The following is a 17,584-nucleotide window of genomic DNA, read 5'->3' on the forward strand; positions in this document are numbered from 1 at the left end:
TCTGAGAGCACTGCAGCGGTTTGCCGCGGCATCACACAACTAGAGGAGGTGCGCGTGTCGTTCACGCTGCATGGAATTCCCGTGTCACGCGGTATTGCCATCGGGCGAGCCTATCTGATCGCCCCGGCTGCACTTGACGTAGACCACTATCTGATCGAACCCGCGCAAATCGAGAGCGAGGTCGAGCGATTTCGCGCGGCCCAGCAACGCGTGCATGAAGAACTCGATGCGCTGCGCGCCGATCTCGCCGCGGACGCGCCCAGCGAAATGGGCGCTTTCATCAACGTACATTCAATGATCCTGAACGACGCAATGCTCGTTCAGGAAACCATCGATCTGATTCGCACACGCCGCTACAACGTGGAATGGGCGCTGACCGAACAGCTCGAACGGCTCTCGCGCCATTTCGACGATATCGAAGACGAATATCTGCGCGAGCGCAAAGCCGACATCGAGCAAGTGGTGGAGCGCGTGCTGAAGGCGCTTGCGGGCGCGTCGGGCTCGCTGGTGAATGGCGTGCACGGTGCGTGCGACGAAATGATCGTGGTCGCGCACGACATTGCGCCAGCCGACATGATGCAGTTCAAAACGCAAACGTTTCAGGGTTTCGTCACGGATCTCGGCGGGCGTACTTCTCATACGGCTATCGTCGCGCGCAGCCTGGGCATTCCGGCGGCGGTCGGCGTGCAGCACGCGAGCGCGCTGATTCGCCAGGACGACCTGATCATCGTCGACGGCGACCACGGCATTGTGATCGTCGATCCGGCGCCGATCGTGCTGGAGGAATATTCATATCGGCAGAGCGAAAAAGCGCTTGAGCAGCGCAAGCTGCAGCGCCTCAAATTTTCGCCGACGCAAACGCTGTGCGGCACGCGTATCGAACTGTGCGCGAACATCGAATTGCCGGAAGATGCGCGCGCCGCAGTCGACGCCGGCGCGACCGGTGTTGGCCTGTTCCGCACCGAGTTTCTGTTCATGAATCACAAGCACCGCATGCCCGAAGAGGAGGAGCAGTTCGAAGCCTACCGGCGCGCGGTCGAGTTGATGAACGGTCTGCCGGTCACGATTCGCACGATCGACGTAGGCGCCGACAAGCCCCTCGATTCGATGAGCGGCGGCGACGGTTACGAAACCGCGGCGAACCCCGCGTTGGGGCTCAGGGCAATTCGCTGGAGCTTGTCCGAGCCGCAGATGTTCCTAACGCAATTGCGCGCGATTCTGCGCGCGTCGGCGTTCGGCACGGTGAAGATTCTGGTGCCGATGCTCGCGCATGCGCAGGAGATCGATCAAACGCTGGACCTGATCCGCGAAGCCAAACGTCAGCTCGACGACGCAGGGATTGCTTACGACCCGAACGTGCAGGTCGGCGCGATGATCGAGATTCCGGCAGCGGCCATCGCGTTGCCGCTCTTTCTCAAGCGGCTGGATTTTCTGTCCATCGGCACGAACGATCTGATCCAGTACACGCTGGCTATCGACCGGGCGGACAACTCGGTCGCGCATCTGTACGATCCGCTTCATCCGGCGGTGCTGCATCTGATCGCCTTCACGTTGCGCGAAGCGAAGCGAGCGGGGGTGCCGGTGTCGGTGTGCGGAGAGATGGCGGGCGACCCGAGCCTGACGCGTCTGCTGCTCGGCATGGGCCTCACCGAGTTTTCAATGCATCCGAGTCAATTGCTCGTGGTCAAGCAGGAAGTCTTGCGCTCGCATTTGAAAACGTTGGAGAAGCCGGTGGCAGATGTGCTCGCTTCGTTCGAGCCCGAGGAAGTGCAAGCTGCGCTTAAGCGCGTGGCGCAAGCCTGATCGACAACGCCTGCTCTGAATGAAAAACGCCGCACATGTGCGGCGTTTTCGTTTTGGCTTCGTTCGTCGGTTCAAGGCAGGTGGGGTTGTCCGCATACCGGGCAATCGGGCTGACGCGCAATGCGCATGGTCGTCCACTCCATTCGCAGCGAATCGAGCATGGTCAGCCGGCCGACAAGCGGCGTGCCGATTTCGCCGATGATCTTCAGCGCTTCCGCTGCCTGCATCGAGCCAATGATGCCGACCGTCGGCGCAAACACGCCCATGGTCGAGCACGCGACTTCCTCGAACGGCTGGTCTTCGGGGAATACACACGCGTAGCACGGCGATGCTTCACTGCGGAAGTCGAACGTGCTGATCTGGCCGTCAAAGCGCAATGCGGCGCCCGACACCAGCGGTACGCCATGCTTCACGCAGGCGCGATTGATCGCGTGGCGCGTGGCGAAGTTGTCGGTGCAATCGAGCACCACCGTGGCGGCCGGCACATGACGATCGAGCCACGCGTCGTCGACGCGTTCGGCCACCGCGTTCACTGTCACTTCGGGATTGATTTGCACGAGCGTGTCGCGGCCGGACTCCACCTTCTTGCGTCCGACCGACGCGCTGACATGCAGGATCTGCCGCTGCAGATTGGTGAGATCGACTGTATCGGCATCGACTAGCGTCAAGCGTCCGACGCCGGCCGCCGCGAGATACATCGCGGCAGGCGAACCCAGTCCACCCGCGCCGACAATGATCGTGTGCGCATCGATAAAGCGCTGTTGCGCCTCGATGCCGATTTCGTCGACGAGAATATGGCGGGAATAGCGAAGGAGTTGATCGTCATTCATGAGGGGCCAGCGTGTCTTCTTCGCTGCGTGTCTTCACGGCGGCCGGCGCCGCGAAGACACGTGAGTCGTGCTGCTTACTTGCTCTGCGTAGCCGGTGCGGATGCCGGCGCAGCACCCGACGCTCCCGGCACCGGTTGCGTCGGCTTAACCGCGACCGGCGCGGACGCTGACGTGGCCGGCTTGTTCTGCGCGAGACGGCGCTCGGTCAACGACTTCGATTCCTGAACCGGCTTGCCTTCGAGCTTGTTCAAGGCTTGGGCCAGCATGAAGTCGTCGGCGGAACCGAATTCGACCGGCTTGCGCTCGCGATCTTTCTGGCGCTGTTCCGGCGTCTTCTTGTCGTTCTGCTCTTCGAGCTGACGCAACTGGTCCATGCGATCCTGCTCGCGCTTCTCGGCTTCCTTCTTCTCGTTCGGGTCTTGCGTGTTGGCAAGGTGATTCGAGTAGTCGACTTCGCGCGTGACGAGTGCGTCGTCCGGATCGCCTTCCGCGTACTGATCGACCGCGATGTCAGGACGGATGCCCTTGTTCTGGATAGAACGGCCGCTCGGCGTGTAGTAATACGCCGTGGTCAGGCGCAGCGCCGTGTCGGCGGTCATGGGTCGCACGGTCTGCACCGAGCCCTTGCCGAAGGTCGTCTTGCCGACGATCAACGCACGATGCTGATCCTGCAACGCACCCGCGACGATCTCCGATGCCGACGCCGAGTAGGCGTTGGTCAGCACGATCATAGGCACGGTCTTGAAGATCGGGGCTTCGTCTTTCAGCGGGTCGGAGTCGAAGGACTGCAGACGGTAGTTGTCGTAAGTGTCGCGATAGACCTGCTTCGAATCCGGAATCTGCCCGTTGGTGGACACGACGACCGAGTTCGGCGGCAGGAACGCGCCGGCTACGCCGACCGCGCTTTGCAGCAGACCGCCGCCGTTGTTGCGCAGGTCGAGCACGAGACCCTTCAGATTCGGCTGCTGACGCGCGATGTCCTGCAGCTTGGCGGCGAGGTCCGGCGTGGTGCGTTCCTGGAAGCTGGTGATACGCACATACGCGTAGCCCGGCGCGAGGATCTTCATCTTGACCGACTGCACCTTGATGAGCGCTCGCGTCACCGTGAGCGGGAACGTGCGGTCGTCGGTCTTGCGGAAGATTGTGAGCGTGACCTTGGTGCCCGGCTCGCCGCGCATCTGCTTGACCGCCTGGTCGAGCGTCATGCCGCGTACGGGCTTGTCGTTGATGCGCGTGATCAGGTCGCCCGGACGAATTCCGGCGCGGAACGCGGGCGTGTCTTCAATCGGCGAGATCACCTTGATCAGGCCGTCTTCCGACGAAATTTCAATGCCGAGGCCCGCGAAGCGACCTTTGGTCTGCTCCTGCAGTTCCTCGTAATCGGTCTTGTCGAGGTAGGACGAATGCGGGTCGAGGCTCGACACCATGCCTTTGATTGCGGCGGTGAGAAGCTTTTTATCGTCGACAGGTTCGACGTACTCGTGCTTGATCTGCCCGAACACTTCGGCAAACAGCCTGAGCTGGTCCAGCGGCAACGGAGTGGCGGCGGCGCTGGCGGGCTGCTGGGCCGAGGCCGAAAGTTGCAAAGTGGCGAATACACCGGTAGCAAGGCCCGCGGCGATCAGGCCGATATTTTTCAGGTTCTTTCGCATAGAGTCTGTTGCGGTCGGAAGCGCGTGGCAGCGTCGATAGAGATGGGGACGGACAAGTATAACTGCACACCCGCCAACTCAGGGCGCGGTGCAGGCAATCGTGATTCGACAGCGCGAAGCGTGCCGGGTTCGGCGCAACGCACGCGCGACGTCGAAGTAATGTGCGGTAACAGTGGAAGTGGATCGCGATGAGAATGGCCGCGATCGGGGAAAGCGGACCGCGCTGACCGGTACGTCTTGCCGGTCGGCGTGGTCCGTTTGTGACGCGCCGCGGCGCTTGCGGTCACCGCCGCCGCAACGATCTTTAACAATGAAGCGCTGCGACGCGGCGAAAGTCAGCTAGGTTGCCGTCACGCTGCCACTGGCGGCGCAGCGGAATTAGCCCGCCTTGCCTTGCTTCGCGACTGCGGCCTGCGCCTTCGCGATCGCTTCCTGGTCTCCCAGATAGTAGTGCTTCAGCGGCTTCAGGTTCTCGTCCAGTTCATAGACGAGCGGCACGCCGTTCGGAATATTGAGCCCGACGATGTCCTCGTCCGAGATGTTGTCGAGGTACTTCACCAATGCGCGGATCGAGTTGCCGTGCGCCGCGATCACCACCTTGCGGCCCGACTTGATGGCCGGCGCAATCGACTCGTTCCACAGCGGCAGCACGCGCGCCACCGTATCCTTCAGGCACTCGGTGAGCGGCAGCTGTTCGCGCGGCACCTTGGCGTAGCGCGGATCGTTGTACGGCGCGCGCTCGTCCGTCGGTTCGAGCGCAGGCGGCGGCGTGTCGTAGCTGCGGCGCCAGACCAGCACCTGTTCGTCGCCGAATTTCGCTGCGGTTTCGGCCTTGTTCAGACCCGACAGCGCGCCGTAGTGACGTTCGTTCAGACGCCACGAATGCACGACGGGTATGTACATCTGATCCATCTGATCCTGCACATGCCACAGCGTGCGGACAGCGCGTTTGAGCACTGACGTATAAGCGATGTCGAACGAATAGCCGGATTCCTTCAGCAGCACGCCCGCCTGCTGCGCTTCGCGGTTGCCCTGTTCGGTGAGGTCGACGTCGACCCAGCCCGTGAAGCGGTTTTCCTTGTTCCACGTCGATTCGCCGTGGCGGATGAGAACGAGTTTGTACATAAGATTGCCGGTCGGTAGTAAGGAAGCGGTAAGCGCTGCCCGGCGCACGTAGAGGAGCGCCGCCATCGCGTCAGACGCTTATTTTATAATGCCCGGATTGCCCTTTCCGATTTCTCTCTTTTTCGGCGGATCTTCCGTGAAGTTTTTCACTGATTACACAAACCTTGTCCTCATTGCGATCGTCCTCATCTCCGGTGGGTTGCTGCTGTGGCCGACCATCAGCCGGCGCGGCCGTGGTGGCCTGTCGGCCGCCGAAGCCACGCAGTTGATCAATCGGCGCAATGCGGCGGTCATCGATCTGCGTCCGCCGGCTGACTTCGCCAAAGGGCATTTGCCTGCGGCACGGCACCTGGAATTCGCCGAGTTGCAAGCAAAGGTCGCGCAACTGGTGAAGAATAAGAGCAACCCCGTGCTGCTGGTTTGTCAGACCGGCCAGCAGTCGAACAAGGCGGCGCGTATCGTGCAGGATGCGGGATATGCGGAAGTCCACGTTCTGGAAGGCGGCGTCGACGCCTGGCAGAAAGCCGGCATGCCGGTTGTGAAACAAGGAGTAGCCAAGTGAACAAAGTGATCATGTACAGCACGCAGGTGTGCCCGTATTGCCAGATGGCCGAACGTCTTTTAAAGTCGCGCGGCGTCGAGAATATCGAAAAAGTACTGATCGACAAGGACCCGGCCCGTCGTGAGGAGATGATGACCCGGACCGGTCGTCGCACGGTGCCGCAGGTGTTCATCGGCGAGACGCACGTCGGCGGGTATGACGATCTCTCCGCGCTCGATCGCGCGGGCGGTCTGACGCCTCTGCTGGCAGCCGCCTGAATTCTCGCGCCGTTGGGCGCGGGAAGCGGCGGGTGAAATACAAGCCGGCGCATCGTCGCCCCGCGAGGGCAGGCGGCGCGCCGCAACTATCTGGCGACCCGTGACTTCATGGGCCGCCGCTACGCATATCTATCAGGGAATCACTCAATCATGTCCGACGAGAACAACCAGCCGTTCTTCAACATCCAGCGCATTTATCTGAAGGACATGTCGCTCGAGCAGCCCAATTCGCCGGCCATTTTCCTCGAGCAGGAAATGCCGTCGGTGGAAGTGGAAGTCGACGTGAAGGCCGAGCGCCTCGCCGACACCGTGTTCGAAATTCTGGTGACGGGCACCGTGACGGCCAAGGTGTCGGACAAGGTTGCGTTCCTGATCGAGGCCAAGCAAGCGGGCATTTTCGACATTCGCAACATTCCGGCTGAACAGGTCGATCCGCTCGTCGGCATTGCGTGCCCGACCATCCTGTTCCCGTACCTGCGCTCGAACATCGCCGACGCCATCACGCGCGCCGGTTTTCCGCCGATCCACCTCGCCGAAATCAACTTCCAGGCGCTCTATGAGCAACGCCTCGCGCAGATGGGCGGCCAGGACGGCGCAGCGCAAAACGGCGTCACGCATTAAGTGTCGCAGGCAGTGCCGGCTATGAAGGTTGCTGTCCTCGGAGCCGGCGCATGGGGCACGGCCCTCGCCGGCCATCTGGCCGTCAGGCACGACACGCTGTTGTGGGCGCGCGAGCCCGCGCTGGTCGCAGATCTCTCCGCTTCGCACGAAAACGCCCGCTATCTGGCGGGCGTTGCCTTGCCGTCGGCGCTTCGCTACGAAGCGGACCTGAACGCAGCGCTCGACCACGCGCTCGCCGACGACGCGCTATGCGTCGTGGCCACGCCCGTGGCCGGACTGCGCACCCTGTTCCAGTCGATGCGCGATGCGGGCAAAGTGCCCGCGCATATCGTGTGGCTCTGCAAAGGTTTCGAGGCGGAGTCGCAGTTGTTGCCGCATCAGGTGGTCGCGGCGGAACTGCCCTCGCACGGCAGCAATGGTGTGTTGTCGGGGCCGAGTTTCGCGCGCGAAGTCGGCCAGGGCTTGCCGGTTGCGTTGACCATCGCGAGTGCTTCGGCGGCCTGTCGCGAGCGTACGGTTGCGGCGTTTCATCACGGCGCGATGCGCATTTATACGGGCGACGACATCGTCGGCGTAGAAGTGGGCGGCGCGGTGAAGAACGTGCTGGCGATTGCAACGGGAATCGCCGACGGTCTGGGTCTCGGTCTGAACGCGCGCGCAGCGCTGATCACGCGCGGACTCGCAGAAATGTCGCGTCTTGGCGTGACGCTCGGCGGTCGCGCGGAGACGTTTACCGGTTTGACGGGGCTCGGCGATCTGATTCTCACCGCGACCGGCGATCTGTCGCGCAACCGCACGGTCGGCGTGCAGCTTGCCGGAGGCCGTTCGCTTGCCGATATTCTCGGCGGCCTGGGCCATGTGGCCGAAGGCGTGCGTTGCGCGCAAGCGGTTCTCGCGATCGCGCGTGCTCATGCACTCGAGATGCCGATCACCCAGGCGGTCTGTGCCGTGCTGTTCGACGGCGTTGCGCCGCGCGACGCCGTCAGCGCCCTGCTGCGGCGCGATTCGAAGGCCGAATAAGCCGCCCAGGTTTCCGGGCGCGCTGCCTGTCAGCCGTTCGGCGTGTAACAACGCTGAACGGCTGTCTTCACTCGCTGTCCATCGTCTATCGACGCTACGGATCAGCGAGGCTCATATGCTCAATATCGGTGGTTGCACGCTGGAGGCACGCGTGGCCGACATCACGACTCTCGACGTCGACGCCATTGTCAACGCAGCCAATACGTCCTTGCTCGGCGGCGGCGGTGTGGACGGCGCGATTCATCGCGCCGCAGGCAAGGAATTGCTGGGCGAATGCGAAGCGCTTGGCGGCTGCGCCACAGGCGACGCGAAGCTCACGCGCGGCTACCATCTGCCGGCGCGCTATGTGATTCACGCGGTGGGCCCAGTCTGGCGCGGCGGCACGCATGGCGAGGCCGATCTGCTGGCTTCCTGTTATCAGCGTTCGCTCGAGGTGGCGCGCGAGGCGAACTGCGCGAGCATTGCATTCCCCGCGATCAGTTGCGGCATCTACCGTTTTCCTGCCGATCAAGCAGTTCGTATCGCGGTCCAAACGGTAATCGAAAATCTACCTCGCATGCCGCAACTCGAGCAGGTGATCTTCGCCTGCTACGAGCACGCGATGTTCGAGCGTTATCAGGCGGAGTTGCAGCGTCGTCAGGCGCCGCCGTCGAAACCTGTTTGACGCCACGCTTCGAACACCACGATCGCGACGGTATTCGACAGGTTCAGGCTGCGGTTGCCGGGACGCATCGGCAGGCGCACGCGCTGTTCGTTCGGAAACTGTTCGAGCACGGAGTCAGGCAAGCCTCGCGTTTCCGCGCCGAACACGAACCAGTCGCCCGATTGGAACGCGTGCTCGTGAAAGCGGCCCGAGCCGCGCGTGGTGAACGCGAACATGCGCGACGGGTCCGGCGACTCTTTCGCGATGAAGGCGGCCCAGTCGGCATGCAAGTTCATTTCCGCGTATTCGTGATAGTCGAGACCGGCGCGGCGCAGCTTGGCGTCGTCGAGCGGAAAGCCGAGCGGCTCAATCAGATGCAGCCGCGCACCCGTGTTGGCGCACAAGCGGATGACGTTGCCGGTATTGGGCGGAATTTCCGGTTCGACAAGAACGACGTTGAACATAGAGTGATCAGGTAGAAACTAGTTTTTCGGTGTGCGCAGTGTGACGAAGTTCGTGACGCGCCGCGCACCGGCTGCCTTCAGCGTGCGGGCGAGCGCTTCGAGCGTTGCGCCGGTCGTCATTACATCGTCGACAATGCCTACGTGCAGTCCTTCGACTCTGCCAGCAAGCTGGAATGCGCGGCCCACGTTGAGGCGGCGCGCGTCGAGATCGAGCCGCGACTGCGGCGCGGTGTCGATCACGCGGCGCACCAGAGTCGGGTCGGCCGGCACCTTCAGCGAGCGAGCCAGCGCTCTGGCGATCTGCCATGCCTGGTTATAGCCGCGTTCTCTAAGACGCCGGTCTGCGAGCGGTACCGGAGCGATGACATCGGGGCAGTCAGACGGCTCTTGCCAGGTATCTTGCGCGAGACGGGCAAGACGCCGCGAGAATTCGCGCGCCAGCATCAACTGGGCGCGAAACTTCAGGCCGACTGCGAGCGCGTCGAGCGGCGCGCGATAGTCGGCGAGCGCGAACGTTGCGTCGAACGGCGGTTTTTCGGCGACGCAATCTGCGCAGCGATAAGACGCGTGCTGTTCCCTTCGCGCGAAAGTCAGCGGCACGGCGCAGACACAGCAACGCAACGCACTCTCATTCCAATAGGATTCGTCGCAAAAGAGGCACAGCGTGCTGTGCGACAAATTGCCGCACAGAGCGCAGGCGTTCGGAAGGATCGCGTGCATTGCATGCGGCCACGCCGAACGCACGCCACGCGCGAATCGCGTGAACTGACTGGCTGACGACGAAAAATATGCTCGGATTGTCATGCACTGGCGGCCGCAAAGGCCGTTCGCACTGAAGCGGAGGAAGCGAACGAGTATACTTCGGGCTCTACGCCAGTACGACACCCATGTCCCCAACTTCCGCTCAATCAGGCCGTCCGGTCTACGATTCCCAGCGCCTCAGGCGGATTTTCGACCGCCGTGCAACGACTTTCGACGACGTCGCCTTCCTGCCGCGCGAGATCGCGCAGCGCATGCGCGAGCGTCTCGATTACATCAAGGTCGCGCCGGCAAGCGTGCTGGATGCCGGTTGCGGTGCAGGGGAAGACATTCCTGCATTGCGTGAGCGCTTTCCGGAAGCGCCGGTGTTCGGCTCGGACCTGTCGCGCGGCATGCTCACACGCGCGCTGCGCCACGATTCCGGCGATACGAGCTGGCGGCGCTTCTTGCCGGCCACGCTGGGCAAGGCGCTTGGCGCACGCGGTCCGCGCTTCGCGCAGGCGGACTTTTCCGCGCTGCCTTTCGCGGCTGGTGCCTTCGAATTCATCTGGTCGAATCTCGCACTTCACTGGCACTCGCGCCCTGACCTCGTATTCCCTGAGTGGCAGCGCGTGCTCAAGGTGAACGGGCTGCTGATGTTCAGTACCCTCGGACCCGACACCCTGAAAGAGTTGCGCGGCGCATACGCCGAAGTGGAAGCGGCGCACGGTGTCGGCTCGCGCAAGCATGTGATCGACTTTGTCGACATGCATGACCTTGGCGACATGCTGGTCGAAAGCGGTTTCGAAATTCCCGTGATGGACCAGGAAACCATCACAATCACCTATAAGTCGCCCGAGTCGCTGCTCGCGGACGTGCGCCGTTGGGGCGCATATCCGTTCGAGCGCGAAGAGTCGTCGGGCGCGGCGGCACGGCGGTTGCACAGAGCGTTGCTGGCAGCGCTCGAAGCGCGTCGGCGCGGCGACGGAACGATTGCGCTGACCTTCGAGGTGATCTACGGACACGCATGGAAAGCGGTGCCGCGCACGACGGCGGAAGGACACGGCATCGTGCGAATAGAGGACATTGGGCGAGGCTCGTCGAGGAATCGCTAAAGAGGTAAAGAGGACATCTGTTATGTCTGAAATTACCGCTTTCAAAGACGTGCAAAAGGTGCGGCAAAACGGCGCGGAGGCTTGTCGCGCCTGGCTTGTGAGGCGGTCGGGGCTTGCTTGTGGATGCTATGGATCGCGCCTATAATGCGTCAGTTTGTCGCCCGGAGTTCCCACATTTGGGGCGGCAGGCCCGAGGCACGGGCTGCAACACGAGTTGGCGCGGTGGCGGTTGGGCGGCCGGAATATGGTTGCGGGTTGAGGTCACTGTCGGGCATTGCAGGCGGCCGTTGGTGGCGCGTTGTTGACGACTTGGTGACGCGTTGTTGACGTTCGGCGGGAGGCAGCGATGGATGCATCAGATCTGCTGGCGGATTCAGAACCGGTCCTGAAGGACTGGACCATGAAACGCAACTGCTCCATGTCGCCGCGGCAGTTCGTGTGTTTCTATGTGTCGCTCGCGTTGTTCTCGTTGGCAATTGCTTTCATGCTGGTTCTGGTTGGCGCCTGGCTGGTGTTGCCGTTCACCGGTATCGAATTGCTGGCGGTGGGCGTCGCGTTTGCCATGTATGCGCGCCACGCTGTCGATTACGAACGCATCCGGTTGTTTCAGAACCGGCTTGTAATCGAACAGGTGAGCGCCGAGCAGGTCACGCAGTTCGAGTTCAATCCGCGCTGGGTGCGGATCGAGGCTGGCGCAACACCGCGTGATCAGATCAAGCTGGTCTCGCGCGGCGAGACGATCATGATCGGGCAGCATCTCGCGCAGCACCGGCGCGCGCAGTTCGCCCGCGAGTTGCGTATCTGGCTCGCGCGTTGTTAGGCGCATCCGGTCATGCGGCGTTCACGGGGAGCGCGGGCAGCCCGTCACGGGGTCAGCGGGGTCGAGGGTTTGAATGGAAATTTTGGGTAAGGAAGCTATGAAAACAATCAAGCGAGCGCTCATGGGCGTGCTGGCGATGAGCGGACTGCTTTTCGCCGGTGCCGCCCTGGCAGTGGGCGATGTTCCGGGCGGCCCTGCCGTCAACGAGATCAATCTCCAGCCGCCTGCGACTAAAATCGCTGAGGAGCTCTACAGCCTCCACACGTTCATGCTGATTCTTTGCACGGTGATTTTCATCGGCGTGTTCGCTGTGATGTTCTATTCGATCTTTGCCCACCGCAAATCGAAAGGCCACAAGGCTTCGAATTTCCACGAAAGCACCACCGTCGAAATCATCTGGACGATCGTGCCGTTCGTCATCGTCGTGCTGATGGCGTTGCCGGCCACCAAGACGGTTGTCGCAATGAAGGACACGACCAATGCCGACGTCACCATCAAGGTCACGGGCTACCAGTGGAAGTGGGGTTACGACTACGTGAAGGGTCCGGGCGAGGGCATCAACTTCCTCTCCACGCTGGCCACGCCGCGTGCCGAAACCGACGGCCGTCAGCCGATTTCCACTACGTATCTGCAAGAAGTCGACAATCCGCTGGTCGTGCCGGTCGGCAAGAAAATCCGCATCATCACCACCGCCAACGACGTGGTCCACTCCTGGTACGTGCCGGCCTTCGGCGTGAAGCAGGACGCGATTCCTGGTTTCGTGCGCGACACGTGGTTCAAGGCTGACAAGGTCGGTACCTTCCGCGGCTTCTGTACCGAACTCTGCGGCAAGGAACACGCGTTCATGCCGGTGGTGGTCGAAGTGCTCTCCACCGACGACTACGCGAAGTGGGTCGACACGCAGAAGAAGAAAATGGCGGCGGGTCAGGACGATCCGAACAAGACTTATACGATGGCCGAGTTGATGGAGCGCGGCGGCAAGGTCTATGCAGCGAACTGCGCGGTCTGCCATCAGCCTACCGGCAAGGGCGCGGGCGCATTCCCGGCGCTCGACGGCAGCAAGGTTGCGAACGGCGCGATTGCAGAGCACGTCAGCATCGTGTTGAAGGGCAAGAATGCAATGCCTTCGTGGGCACCTACGCTGAACGACGTAGAGATTGCCTCGGTGGTTACGTTCGAACGTAATTCGTGGGGCAACCACACCGGCGACATTCTCCAGCCGAAGCAGGTTGCAGACGCCCGTAACGGCAAACTGCCGGAAGGCGGCAACCATCTGGCCGACGCAGGCGCGGCGGCGAGCGGCGCGGAAGCGGCGTCGGGTGCTGCGGCTTCGGAAGCATCGGGTGCGCAGGCAGCGTCCGCGGGTTCGGAAAGTGCGGCGGCATCGCAAGCAGCATTGCCGGCGAGCGTCTACTTCGATACCGGCAAGAGCACGCTGCCCGCCGACGCGAAAGCGGCGGTCGAAGCAGCCGCGGCTTACGCGAAGGCGCATCCGGACGCGAAGTTCACGCTGTCTGGCTTCACCGACGCCAGCGGTTCCGCGGACACGAACGCGAAGCTCGCGAAGAGCCGTGCGGAAGCCGTGCGCGACGCGTTGAAAGCAGCCGGCATCGCCGAAGACCATATTATTTTGAAGAAGCCGGAAACGATCACGGGCGGCAGCGACGCGAAAGAAGCCCGGCGTGTTCAGATCAGCCCGGCTGCCTGACGTGTCACGGTCAGCACCGCAGTATTCGCTTTAGGAGATTGTCATGTCTAGCATCGGACACGATGTAGTCGCGGGCCACGAGCACGTGCACGGCGACCATGCCCACGAAACGCCGCATGGCTGGCGTCGTTGGCTGTTCGCAACCAACCACAAGGACATCGGTACGCTGTACCTGATCTTCTCGTTCACCATGTTCCTCTCCGGGGGCGTGATGGCGCTGATGATTCGTGCCGAATTGTTCGAGCCGGGCCTGCAGATCATGCGCCCCGAGTTCTTCAACCAGTTGACCACCATGCACGGGCTGATCATGGTGTTCGGCGCGATCATGCCGGCGTTCGTCGGCTTCGCGAACTGGATGGTGCCGCTGCAGATCGGCGCATCGGACATGGCTTTTGCCCGCATGAACAACTTCAGCTTCTGGCTTCTGCCGGTGGCGGCTGTTCTGCTGGTCGGTTCGTTCTTCTCGCCGGGCGGCGCAACCGCCGCGGGCTGGACACTGTACGCGCCGCTGTCCACGCAGATGGGCCCGGGCATGGACTTCGCGATTTTCGCGGTCCACCTTATGGGCGCTTCGTCGATCATGGGCGGGATCAACATCGTCGTGACGATCCTGAACATGCGCGCGCCCGGCCTCACGCTGATGAAAATGCCCATGTTCGTCTGGACGTGGCTGATCACTGCGTACCTGCTGATCGCCGTGATGCCGGTTCTGGCTGGCGCGATCACCATGGTGCTGTTCGATCGCCACTTCGGCACGTCGTTCTTCAACGCGGCGGGCGGCGGCGACCCGGTCATGTACCAGCACATCTTCTGGTTCTTCGGGCACCCCGAGGTGTACATCATGATCTTGCCGGCGTTCGGGATCGTGTCGCAGGTCATTCCGGCGTTCTCGCGCAAGCCGCTGTTCGGCTATAGCTCGATGGTGTACGCAACGTCGTCGATCGCGATTCTGTCGTTCATGGTCTGGGCGCACCACATGTTCGCAACCGGCATGCCGGTAACGGGCCAACTGTTCTTCATGTACGCGACCATGCTGATCGCCGTGCCGACTGGCGTGAAGGTGTTCAACTGGGTCGCTACGATGTGGCGCGGTTCGCTGTCCTTCGAGACGCCCATGCTGTTCGCGGTCGGCTTCCTGCTGGTGTTCACGTTCGGCGGCCTGTCGGGCCTGATGCTCGCCATGGCGCCGCTCGACATCCAGTATCACGGTACTTACTTCGTGGTCGCGCACTTCCACTACGTGCTGGTGGCGGGCTCACTGTTCGCGTTGTTCTCGGGCTGGTACTACTGGGCGCCGAAGTGGACCGGCTGGATGTACAACGAAACGCGCGGCAAGATTCACTTCTGGGCGTCGATGTTCTTCTTCAACCTCGCGTTCCTGCCGATGCACTTCGTCGGTCTCGCAGGCATGCCGCGTCGCTACGCCGACTATCCGGCTCAATTCACCGACTGGAATCAGGTGATTTCGATCGGCGCGTTCGGCTTCGGTCTCGCGCAGGTGTACTTCCTGTTCGCGGTGGCGTTGCCTGCGTATCGCGGCGGCGGCGACCACGAAAAAGCGGGCGACAAACCGTGGGACGGCGCAACGGGCCTCGAGTGGACCGTGCCGAGCCCGGCTCCGTTCCACACGTTCGAAAACCCGCCGACCGTCGAGTAATCGTCGTTTAGCGAAGTAGCCGGTTCCGTGGCGACGTGATTGCGTCGTCGCCCGGACCGGACGGCGGCGAAAGCGCGGCAATGGCAGTAACCAGGTATTCAGAAACTCGAGCATGACGCGCAATTCACAGGAAAGACGTACGCCGGAGCAGATTCGGGCGAGCAACAGACGCATCGGTCTTGTGCTGCTCGCAATCGCAGCGGTATTTTTCGCGAGCGTCATCATCAATCAGGGTTGGTTTTCCTGACGGAACCGGTCCAGGTGTAGTTTGCAGGTTTGTTGAGGATTGAGATGTCGACGCAACCGCCGGCTCAGGCCGATCGCTCTTTCAACCGTTCGATGCTGGTCAAGCTGTTCGTCGTCGCGTTGATGATGTTCGGTTTTGGTTTTGCGCTCGTGCCGATGTACCGCGCGATCTGTCAGATCACCGGCATCAACAACCTGGTGCAGCGCGATGCAACGGTGCGCGAGGCGAAGAATACGCAGGTCGACATGAGCCGTACGGTTTCGATCGAATTCGATGCGAACGCGCGCGGCCCGCTCGGTTTCAAGCCGGAACAGCGCAGCATGGACGTGCATCCGGGCGAAGTGACAACGGTGATGTACGAGGTGAGCAACGAACAGGCGCGCACGATTCAGGCGCAAGCCATTCCGAGCTACGCGCCAAAACAGGCAACTGAGTACTTCAAGAAGATCGAGTGCTTCTGTTTTACGCAGCAGACGTTGACGGCGAATCAGACGAAGCGGATGCCTGTCGTGTTCGTCGTCGATCCGAAGTTGCCGAAGGACGTGAAAACGATCACGTTGTCGTACACGTTTTTCGAGTTGAACACGCCGGCAACGGCGAAGGTTGGAAGCGCGGCGCTCCCGGCCGAGACGGCGGCAACTGCTGCCAATCCCGCCTGACGGCTCATGCCGCCGGCGAAGGAAGACAACAATGAGCGATAACAGCGGCGGCCCGCGCAAAAGCAGTTTCGGCCAGTCGATGAAGGCGGTGTTCTGGTCGTTTTTCGGCGTGCGCAAGCGGCGCGATCTTGAAGCCGACGCAACGCAACTGAACCCGGTGCACGTCATTATCGCGGCGTTGATCAGCACGGCGATTTTCATCGGCGTGCTGATTCTGGTGGTACGCGCGGTGGTGGGCTGACATTGCGCATGCATGTGGTACGGGCGTAGCAGCGCCCACGAATTAGAGTGAAGCGGTGCGGTACACACGCGCCGCCGAAGATGCAGCCGGAGCTTCCGGAACAACTGGACTGAAGTGGAGAATCAAGAATGAGCGGTCAAAACGAGAGCCCGTACTATTTCGTACCGCATCCGTCGCGGCACCCGATCAGCGCCGCCGCTGGGTTGCTGGTCATGCTCGGATCGCTTGCGGCGTGGATCAACGAACATGACTGGGCGCCGATCGGCGTTGTCGTCGGCCTGTTGTGGCTGCTCTTTACGTTGTGGCACTGGTTTGGCGACGCGATTGCCGAATCCGAAGGCGGCATGTACGGCAAGAATGTCGACAAGTCATACCGCTGGAGCATGAGCTGGTTCATCTTCTCTGAAGTGATGTTCTTCGGCGCTTTCTTCGGCGCGCTCTTCTACGCACGCGCAATCGCGCTGCACGAACTGGCGAGTCTCGATTACAAGCTGATCTGGCCGGATTTCTCGGCGGTGTGGCCCAACAACGGTCCCGCGTCGCTCGTGTCGACCTTCAAGTCCATGACGCCATGGCCGGTGCCGACCATCAACACGGCGCTGCTGCTTTCGTCGGGCGCCACGCTGACGGTCTCGCACCACGCACTGCGTGAAGATCATCGTAAGAAGGCCATCATCTGGCTGGCAGCTACGCTCGTGCTGGGCGTGTGCTTCCTGTTCTTGCAGGGCTTCGAATATTTCCACGCGTATAACGAACTGAACCTGACGCTGGCTTCGGGCGTGTACGGCTCCACGTTCTTCCTGCTGACGGGCTTCCACGGTTTTCACGTGTTCCTCGGCGGCACGATGCTCGCGGTGGTGCTGGTGCGAATGATTCGCGGCCACTTCACGGCGGAACACCACTTCGCGTTCGAAGGCGCTGCCTGGTACTGGCACTTTGTGGACGTCGTTTGGCTCGGACTCTACGTCGTCGTGTACTGGCTGTAAGACTGATTGGCCCGCGCCGCGGCCGGTTATACCGGAACGCGCGGGGGGCCGTCGCGCAGCGTCCATCGGAACACCGCGCACGCGTAGTGAGCAGGATTGATGAAGCGCCGCCCTCGACCCCGTCAGGGCGGCGTTTTGTTTATAGCGCAGTGATGGTGACGCGAGGCTCAGCGCCCGTACGGAATGCCGGTTGAGTGAATCCAGCCCATCCAGTACGCAAACAGGATGAAGAGGAACAGCGAGATCGAAAGTCCGACTCGCGTGGCGAGCGACCAGACCATCCGCTTGGTTTTGCCCTTGTCATGCATCATGAAGTACAGCGCCGACACCATGCTGGCGATGATCAGGACGAAGGCGATGGGAATGAGAATGTGCATGGAAGCTGCTGAAACGGAAAAGCGCGAAGGCAAGGTGATCATTATCTCACCGCGCGCCG

General features: G+C 62.0%; 20 protein-coding genes. 14 read left to right on the forward strand and 6 right to left on the reverse strand.

All coding sequences use genetic code 11. From position 1 onward, the window contains the following. The first annotated feature begins 54 nt into the window (after positions 1 to 54). On the forward strand, positions 55 to 1,803 hold the full coding sequence (gene ptsP / locus J2W46_RS23365) for a phosphoenolpyruvate--protein phosphotransferase (RefSeq protein ID WP_020067047.1): 1,749 nt from the start codon (positions 55 to 57) through the stop codon (positions 1,801 to 1,803). A gap of 71 nt (positions 1,804 to 1,874) precedes the next feature. Here the strand turns inward: ptsP and J2W46_RS23370 are convergent, their stop codons facing one another. The 3 genes from J2W46_RS23370 to gpmA form a co-directional block, all read right to left on the reverse strand. Beyond that, positions 1,875 to 2,633, reverse strand: a complete 759-nt coding sequence (locus tag J2W46_RS23370; RefSeq protein WP_310356603.1) for a HesA/MoeB/ThiF family protein — start codon at positions 2,631 to 2,633, stop codon at positions 1,875 to 1,877. 74 nt (positions 2,634 to 2,707) lie between these two features. Next, a complete protein-coding gene (locus J2W46_RS23375) occupies positions 2,708 to 4,285 on the reverse strand; it encodes a S41 family peptidase (protein WP_020067045.1) in 1,578 nt (525 codons plus the stop codon). A 378-nt stretch (positions 4,286 to 4,663) separates the two neighbouring features. After that, positions 4,664 to 5,410: a 2,3-diphosphoglycerate-dependent phosphoglycerate mutase gene (gene gpmA, locus J2W46_RS23380; RefSeq protein ID WP_020067044.1), complete on the reverse strand. Its 747-nt coding sequence runs from the start codon at positions 5,408 to 5,410 to the stop codon at positions 4,664 to 4,666. Positions 5,411 to 5,546: 136 nt separating this feature from the next. Between gpmA and J2W46_RS23385 the strand changes: the two genes are divergently transcribed. The 5 genes from J2W46_RS23385 (at position 5,547) to J2W46_RS23405 (ending at position 8,534) form a co-directional block, all read left to right on the forward strand. Further along, on the forward strand, positions 5,547 to 5,972 hold the full coding sequence (locus tag J2W46_RS23385; RefSeq protein ID WP_310356607.1) for a rhodanese-like domain-containing protein: 426 nt from the start codon (positions 5,547 to 5,549) through the stop codon (positions 5,970 to 5,972). Continuing rightward, the gene (gene grxC, locus J2W46_RS23390; RefSeq protein ID WP_020067042.1) at positions 5,969 to 6,229 is read left to right on the forward strand and encodes a glutaredoxin 3; all 261 of its coding nucleotides are present in this window, start codon (positions 5,969 to 5,971) and stop codon (positions 6,227 to 6,229) included. Before J2W46_RS23385 ends, grxC begins: the two co-directional genes overlap by 4 nt. A 150-nt stretch (positions 6,230 to 6,379) precedes the next feature. Then, positions 6,380 to 6,850, forward strand: a complete 471-nt coding sequence (gene secB, locus J2W46_RS23395) for a protein-export chaperone SecB (protein WP_027804472.1) — start codon at positions 6,380 to 6,382, stop codon at positions 6,848 to 6,850. A gap of 21 nt (positions 6,851 to 6,871) precedes the next feature. Then, on the forward strand, positions 6,872 to 7,870 hold the full coding sequence (locus tag J2W46_RS23400) for an NAD(P)H-dependent glycerol-3-phosphate dehydrogenase (protein ID WP_310356613.1): 999 nt from the start codon (positions 6,872 to 6,874) through the stop codon (positions 7,868 to 7,870). Positions 7,871 to 7,985: 115 nt separating this feature from the next. Beyond that, positions 7,986 to 8,534 carry an O-acetyl-ADP-ribose deacetylase gene (locus tag J2W46_RS23405; RefSeq protein WP_310356616.1) on the forward strand — a complete coding sequence of 183 codons (549 nt, stop codon included), beginning with the start codon at positions 7,986 to 7,988 and terminating at the stop codon, positions 8,532 to 8,534. Here J2W46_RS23405 and trmL read toward each other — a convergent pair. Both trmL and J2W46_RS23415 read right to left on the reverse strand, forming a co-directional pair. Then, the gene (gene trmL, locus J2W46_RS23410) at positions 8,507 to 8,977 is read right to left on the reverse strand and encodes a tRNA (uridine(34)/cytosine(34)/5-carboxymethylaminomethyluridine(34)-2'-O)-methyltransferase TrmL (protein WP_310356619.1); all 471 of its coding nucleotides are present in this window, start codon (positions 8,975 to 8,977) and stop codon (positions 8,507 to 8,509) included. The genes J2W46_RS23405 and trmL overlap by 28 nt on opposite strands. Positions 8,978 to 8,995: 18 nt before the next feature. Then, positions 8,996 to 9,781, reverse strand: coding sequence for a ComF family protein (locus tag J2W46_RS23415; RefSeq protein WP_310356622.1), 786 nt, complete (start codon positions 9,779 to 9,781; stop codon positions 8,996 to 8,998). Between the two features lie 83 nt (positions 9,782 to 9,864). On the opposite strand from J2W46_RS23415, the gene J2W46_RS23420 reads away from it, so the two are divergent. The 8 genes from J2W46_RS23420 to J2W46_RS23455 all read left to right on the forward strand — a co-directional run bounded on the left by J2W46_RS23420 (position 9,865) and on the right by J2W46_RS23455 (position 17,148). After that, on the forward strand, positions 9,865 to 10,830 hold the full coding sequence (locus J2W46_RS23420; RefSeq protein ID WP_088173192.1) for a methyltransferase domain-containing protein: 966 nt from the start codon (positions 9,865 to 9,867) through the stop codon (positions 10,828 to 10,830). Positions 10,831 to 11,176: 346 nt separating this feature from the next. Further along, positions 11,177 to 11,650: a DUF2244 domain-containing protein gene (locus tag J2W46_RS23425; protein ID WP_020067035.1), complete on the forward strand. Its 474-nt coding sequence runs from the start codon at positions 11,177 to 11,179 to the stop codon at positions 11,648 to 11,650. A gap of 73 nt (positions 11,651 to 11,723) precedes the next feature. Further along, on the forward strand, positions 11,724 to 13,358 hold the full coding sequence (gene coxB, locus J2W46_RS23430; RefSeq protein ID WP_088173191.1) for a cytochrome c oxidase subunit II: 1,635 nt from the start codon (positions 11,724 to 11,726) through the stop codon (positions 13,356 to 13,358). Between the two features lie 43 nt (positions 13,359 to 13,401). After that, positions 13,402 to 15,015, forward strand: a complete 1,614-nt coding sequence (ctaD, locus tag J2W46_RS23435) for a cytochrome c oxidase subunit I (RefSeq protein ID WP_020067033.1) — start codon at positions 13,402 to 13,404, stop codon at positions 15,013 to 15,015. 112 nt (positions 15,016 to 15,127) lie between these two features. Further along, positions 15,128 to 15,262 (forward strand): cytochrome oxidase small assembly protein, encoded by a 135-nt coding sequence (locus tag J2W46_RS23440; RefSeq protein WP_020067032.1) that lies wholly within the window; start codon positions 15,128 to 15,130, stop codon positions 15,260 to 15,262. A gap of 44 nt (positions 15,263 to 15,306) precedes the next feature. Next, the gene (locus J2W46_RS23445; protein WP_020067031.1) at positions 15,307 to 15,921 is read left to right on the forward strand and encodes a cytochrome c oxidase assembly protein; all 615 of its coding nucleotides are present in this window, start codon (positions 15,307 to 15,309) and stop codon (positions 15,919 to 15,921) included. A gap of 31 nt (positions 15,922 to 15,952) precedes the next feature. Then, a complete protein-coding gene (locus J2W46_RS23450; protein WP_087752569.1) occupies positions 15,953 to 16,162 on the forward strand; it encodes a DUF2970 domain-containing protein in 210 nt (69 codons plus the stop codon). Between the two features lie 128 nt (positions 16,163 to 16,290). Then, positions 16,291 to 17,148, forward strand: a complete 858-nt coding sequence (locus J2W46_RS23455; protein ID WP_020067029.1) for a cytochrome c oxidase subunit 3 — start codon at positions 16,291 to 16,293, stop codon at positions 17,146 to 17,148. Positions 17,149 to 17,315: 167 nt separating this feature from the next. Here J2W46_RS23455 and J2W46_RS23460 read toward each other — a convergent pair whose 3' ends face one another. Then, the gene (locus J2W46_RS23460) at positions 17,316 to 17,525 is read right to left on the reverse strand and encodes a twin transmembrane helix small protein (protein WP_310356630.1); all 210 of its coding nucleotides are present in this window, start codon (positions 17,523 to 17,525) and stop codon (positions 17,316 to 17,318) included. Positions 17,526 to 17,584 lie beyond the last annotated feature (59 nt).

The sequence above is a fragment of the Paraburkholderia strydomiana genome (assembly GCF_031456815.1).
Classification (GTDB): domain Bacteria; phylum Pseudomonadota; class Gammaproteobacteria; order Burkholderiales; family Burkholderiaceae; genus Paraburkholderia; species Paraburkholderia caledonica.

What these genes read in the sequence shown, in the direction of transcription:
- J2W46_RS23370 (WP_310356603.1), bottom strand. Translation starts at nt 2,633, where the DNA reads ATGAATGACGATCAACTCCTTCGCTATTCCCGCCATATTCTCGTCGAC.
- J2W46_RS23375 (WP_020067045.1), bottom strand. Translation starts at nt 4,285, where the DNA reads ATGCGAAAGAACCTGAAAAATATCGGCCTGATCGCCGCGGGCCTTGCT.
- gpmA (WP_020067044.1), bottom strand. Translation starts at nt 5,410, where the DNA reads ATGTACAAACTCGTTCTCATCCGCCACGGCGAATCGACGTGGAACAAG.
- secB (WP_027804472.1), top strand. Translation starts at nt 6,380, where the DNA reads ATGTCCGACGAGAACAACCAGCCGTTCTTCAACATCCAGCGCATTTAT.
- J2W46_RS23400 (WP_310356613.1), top strand. Translation starts at nt 6,872, where the DNA reads ATGAAGGTTGCTGTCCTCGGAGCCGGCGCATGGGGCACGGCCCTCGCC.
- J2W46_RS23405 (WP_310356616.1), top strand. Translation starts at nt 7,986, where the DNA reads ATGCTCAATATCGGTGGTTGCACGCTGGAGGCACGCGTGGCCGACATC.
- trmL (WP_310356619.1), bottom strand. Translation starts at nt 8,977, where the DNA reads ATGTTCAACGTCGTTCTTGTCGAACCGGAAATTCCGCCCAATACCGGC.
- J2W46_RS23415 (WP_310356622.1), bottom strand. Translation starts at nt 9,781, where the DNA reads ATGACAATCCGAGCATATTTTTCGTCGTCAGCCAGTCAGTTCACGCGA.
- J2W46_RS23420 (WP_088173192.1), top strand. Translation starts at nt 9,865, where the DNA reads ATGTCCCCAACTTCCGCTCAATCAGGCCGTCCGGTCTACGATTCCCAG.
- J2W46_RS23425 (WP_020067035.1), top strand. Translation starts at nt 11,177, where the DNA reads ATGGATGCATCAGATCTGCTGGCGGATTCAGAACCGGTCCTGAAGGAC.
- coxB (WP_088173191.1), top strand. Translation starts at nt 11,724, where the DNA reads ATGGAAATTTTGGGTAAGGAAGCTATGAAAACAATCAAGCGAGCGCTC.
- ctaD (WP_020067033.1), top strand. Translation starts at nt 13,402, where the DNA reads ATGTCTAGCATCGGACACGATGTAGTCGCGGGCCACGAGCACGTGCAC.
- J2W46_RS23440 (WP_020067032.1), top strand. Translation starts at nt 15,128, where the DNA reads ATGACGCGCAATTCACAGGAAAGACGTACGCCGGAGCAGATTCGGGCG.
- J2W46_RS23445 (WP_020067031.1), top strand. Translation starts at nt 15,307, where the DNA reads ATGTCGACGCAACCGCCGGCTCAGGCCGATCGCTCTTTCAACCGTTCG.
- J2W46_RS23450 (WP_087752569.1), top strand. Translation starts at nt 15,953, where the DNA reads ATGAGCGATAACAGCGGCGGCCCGCGCAAAAGCAGTTTCGGCCAGTCG.
- J2W46_RS23455 (WP_020067029.1), top strand. Translation starts at nt 16,291, where the DNA reads ATGAGCGGTCAAAACGAGAGCCCGTACTATTTCGTACCGCATCCGTCG.
- J2W46_RS23460 (WP_310356630.1), bottom strand. Translation starts at nt 17,525, where the DNA reads ATGCACATTCTCATTCCCATCGCCTTCGTCCTGATCATCGCCAGCATG.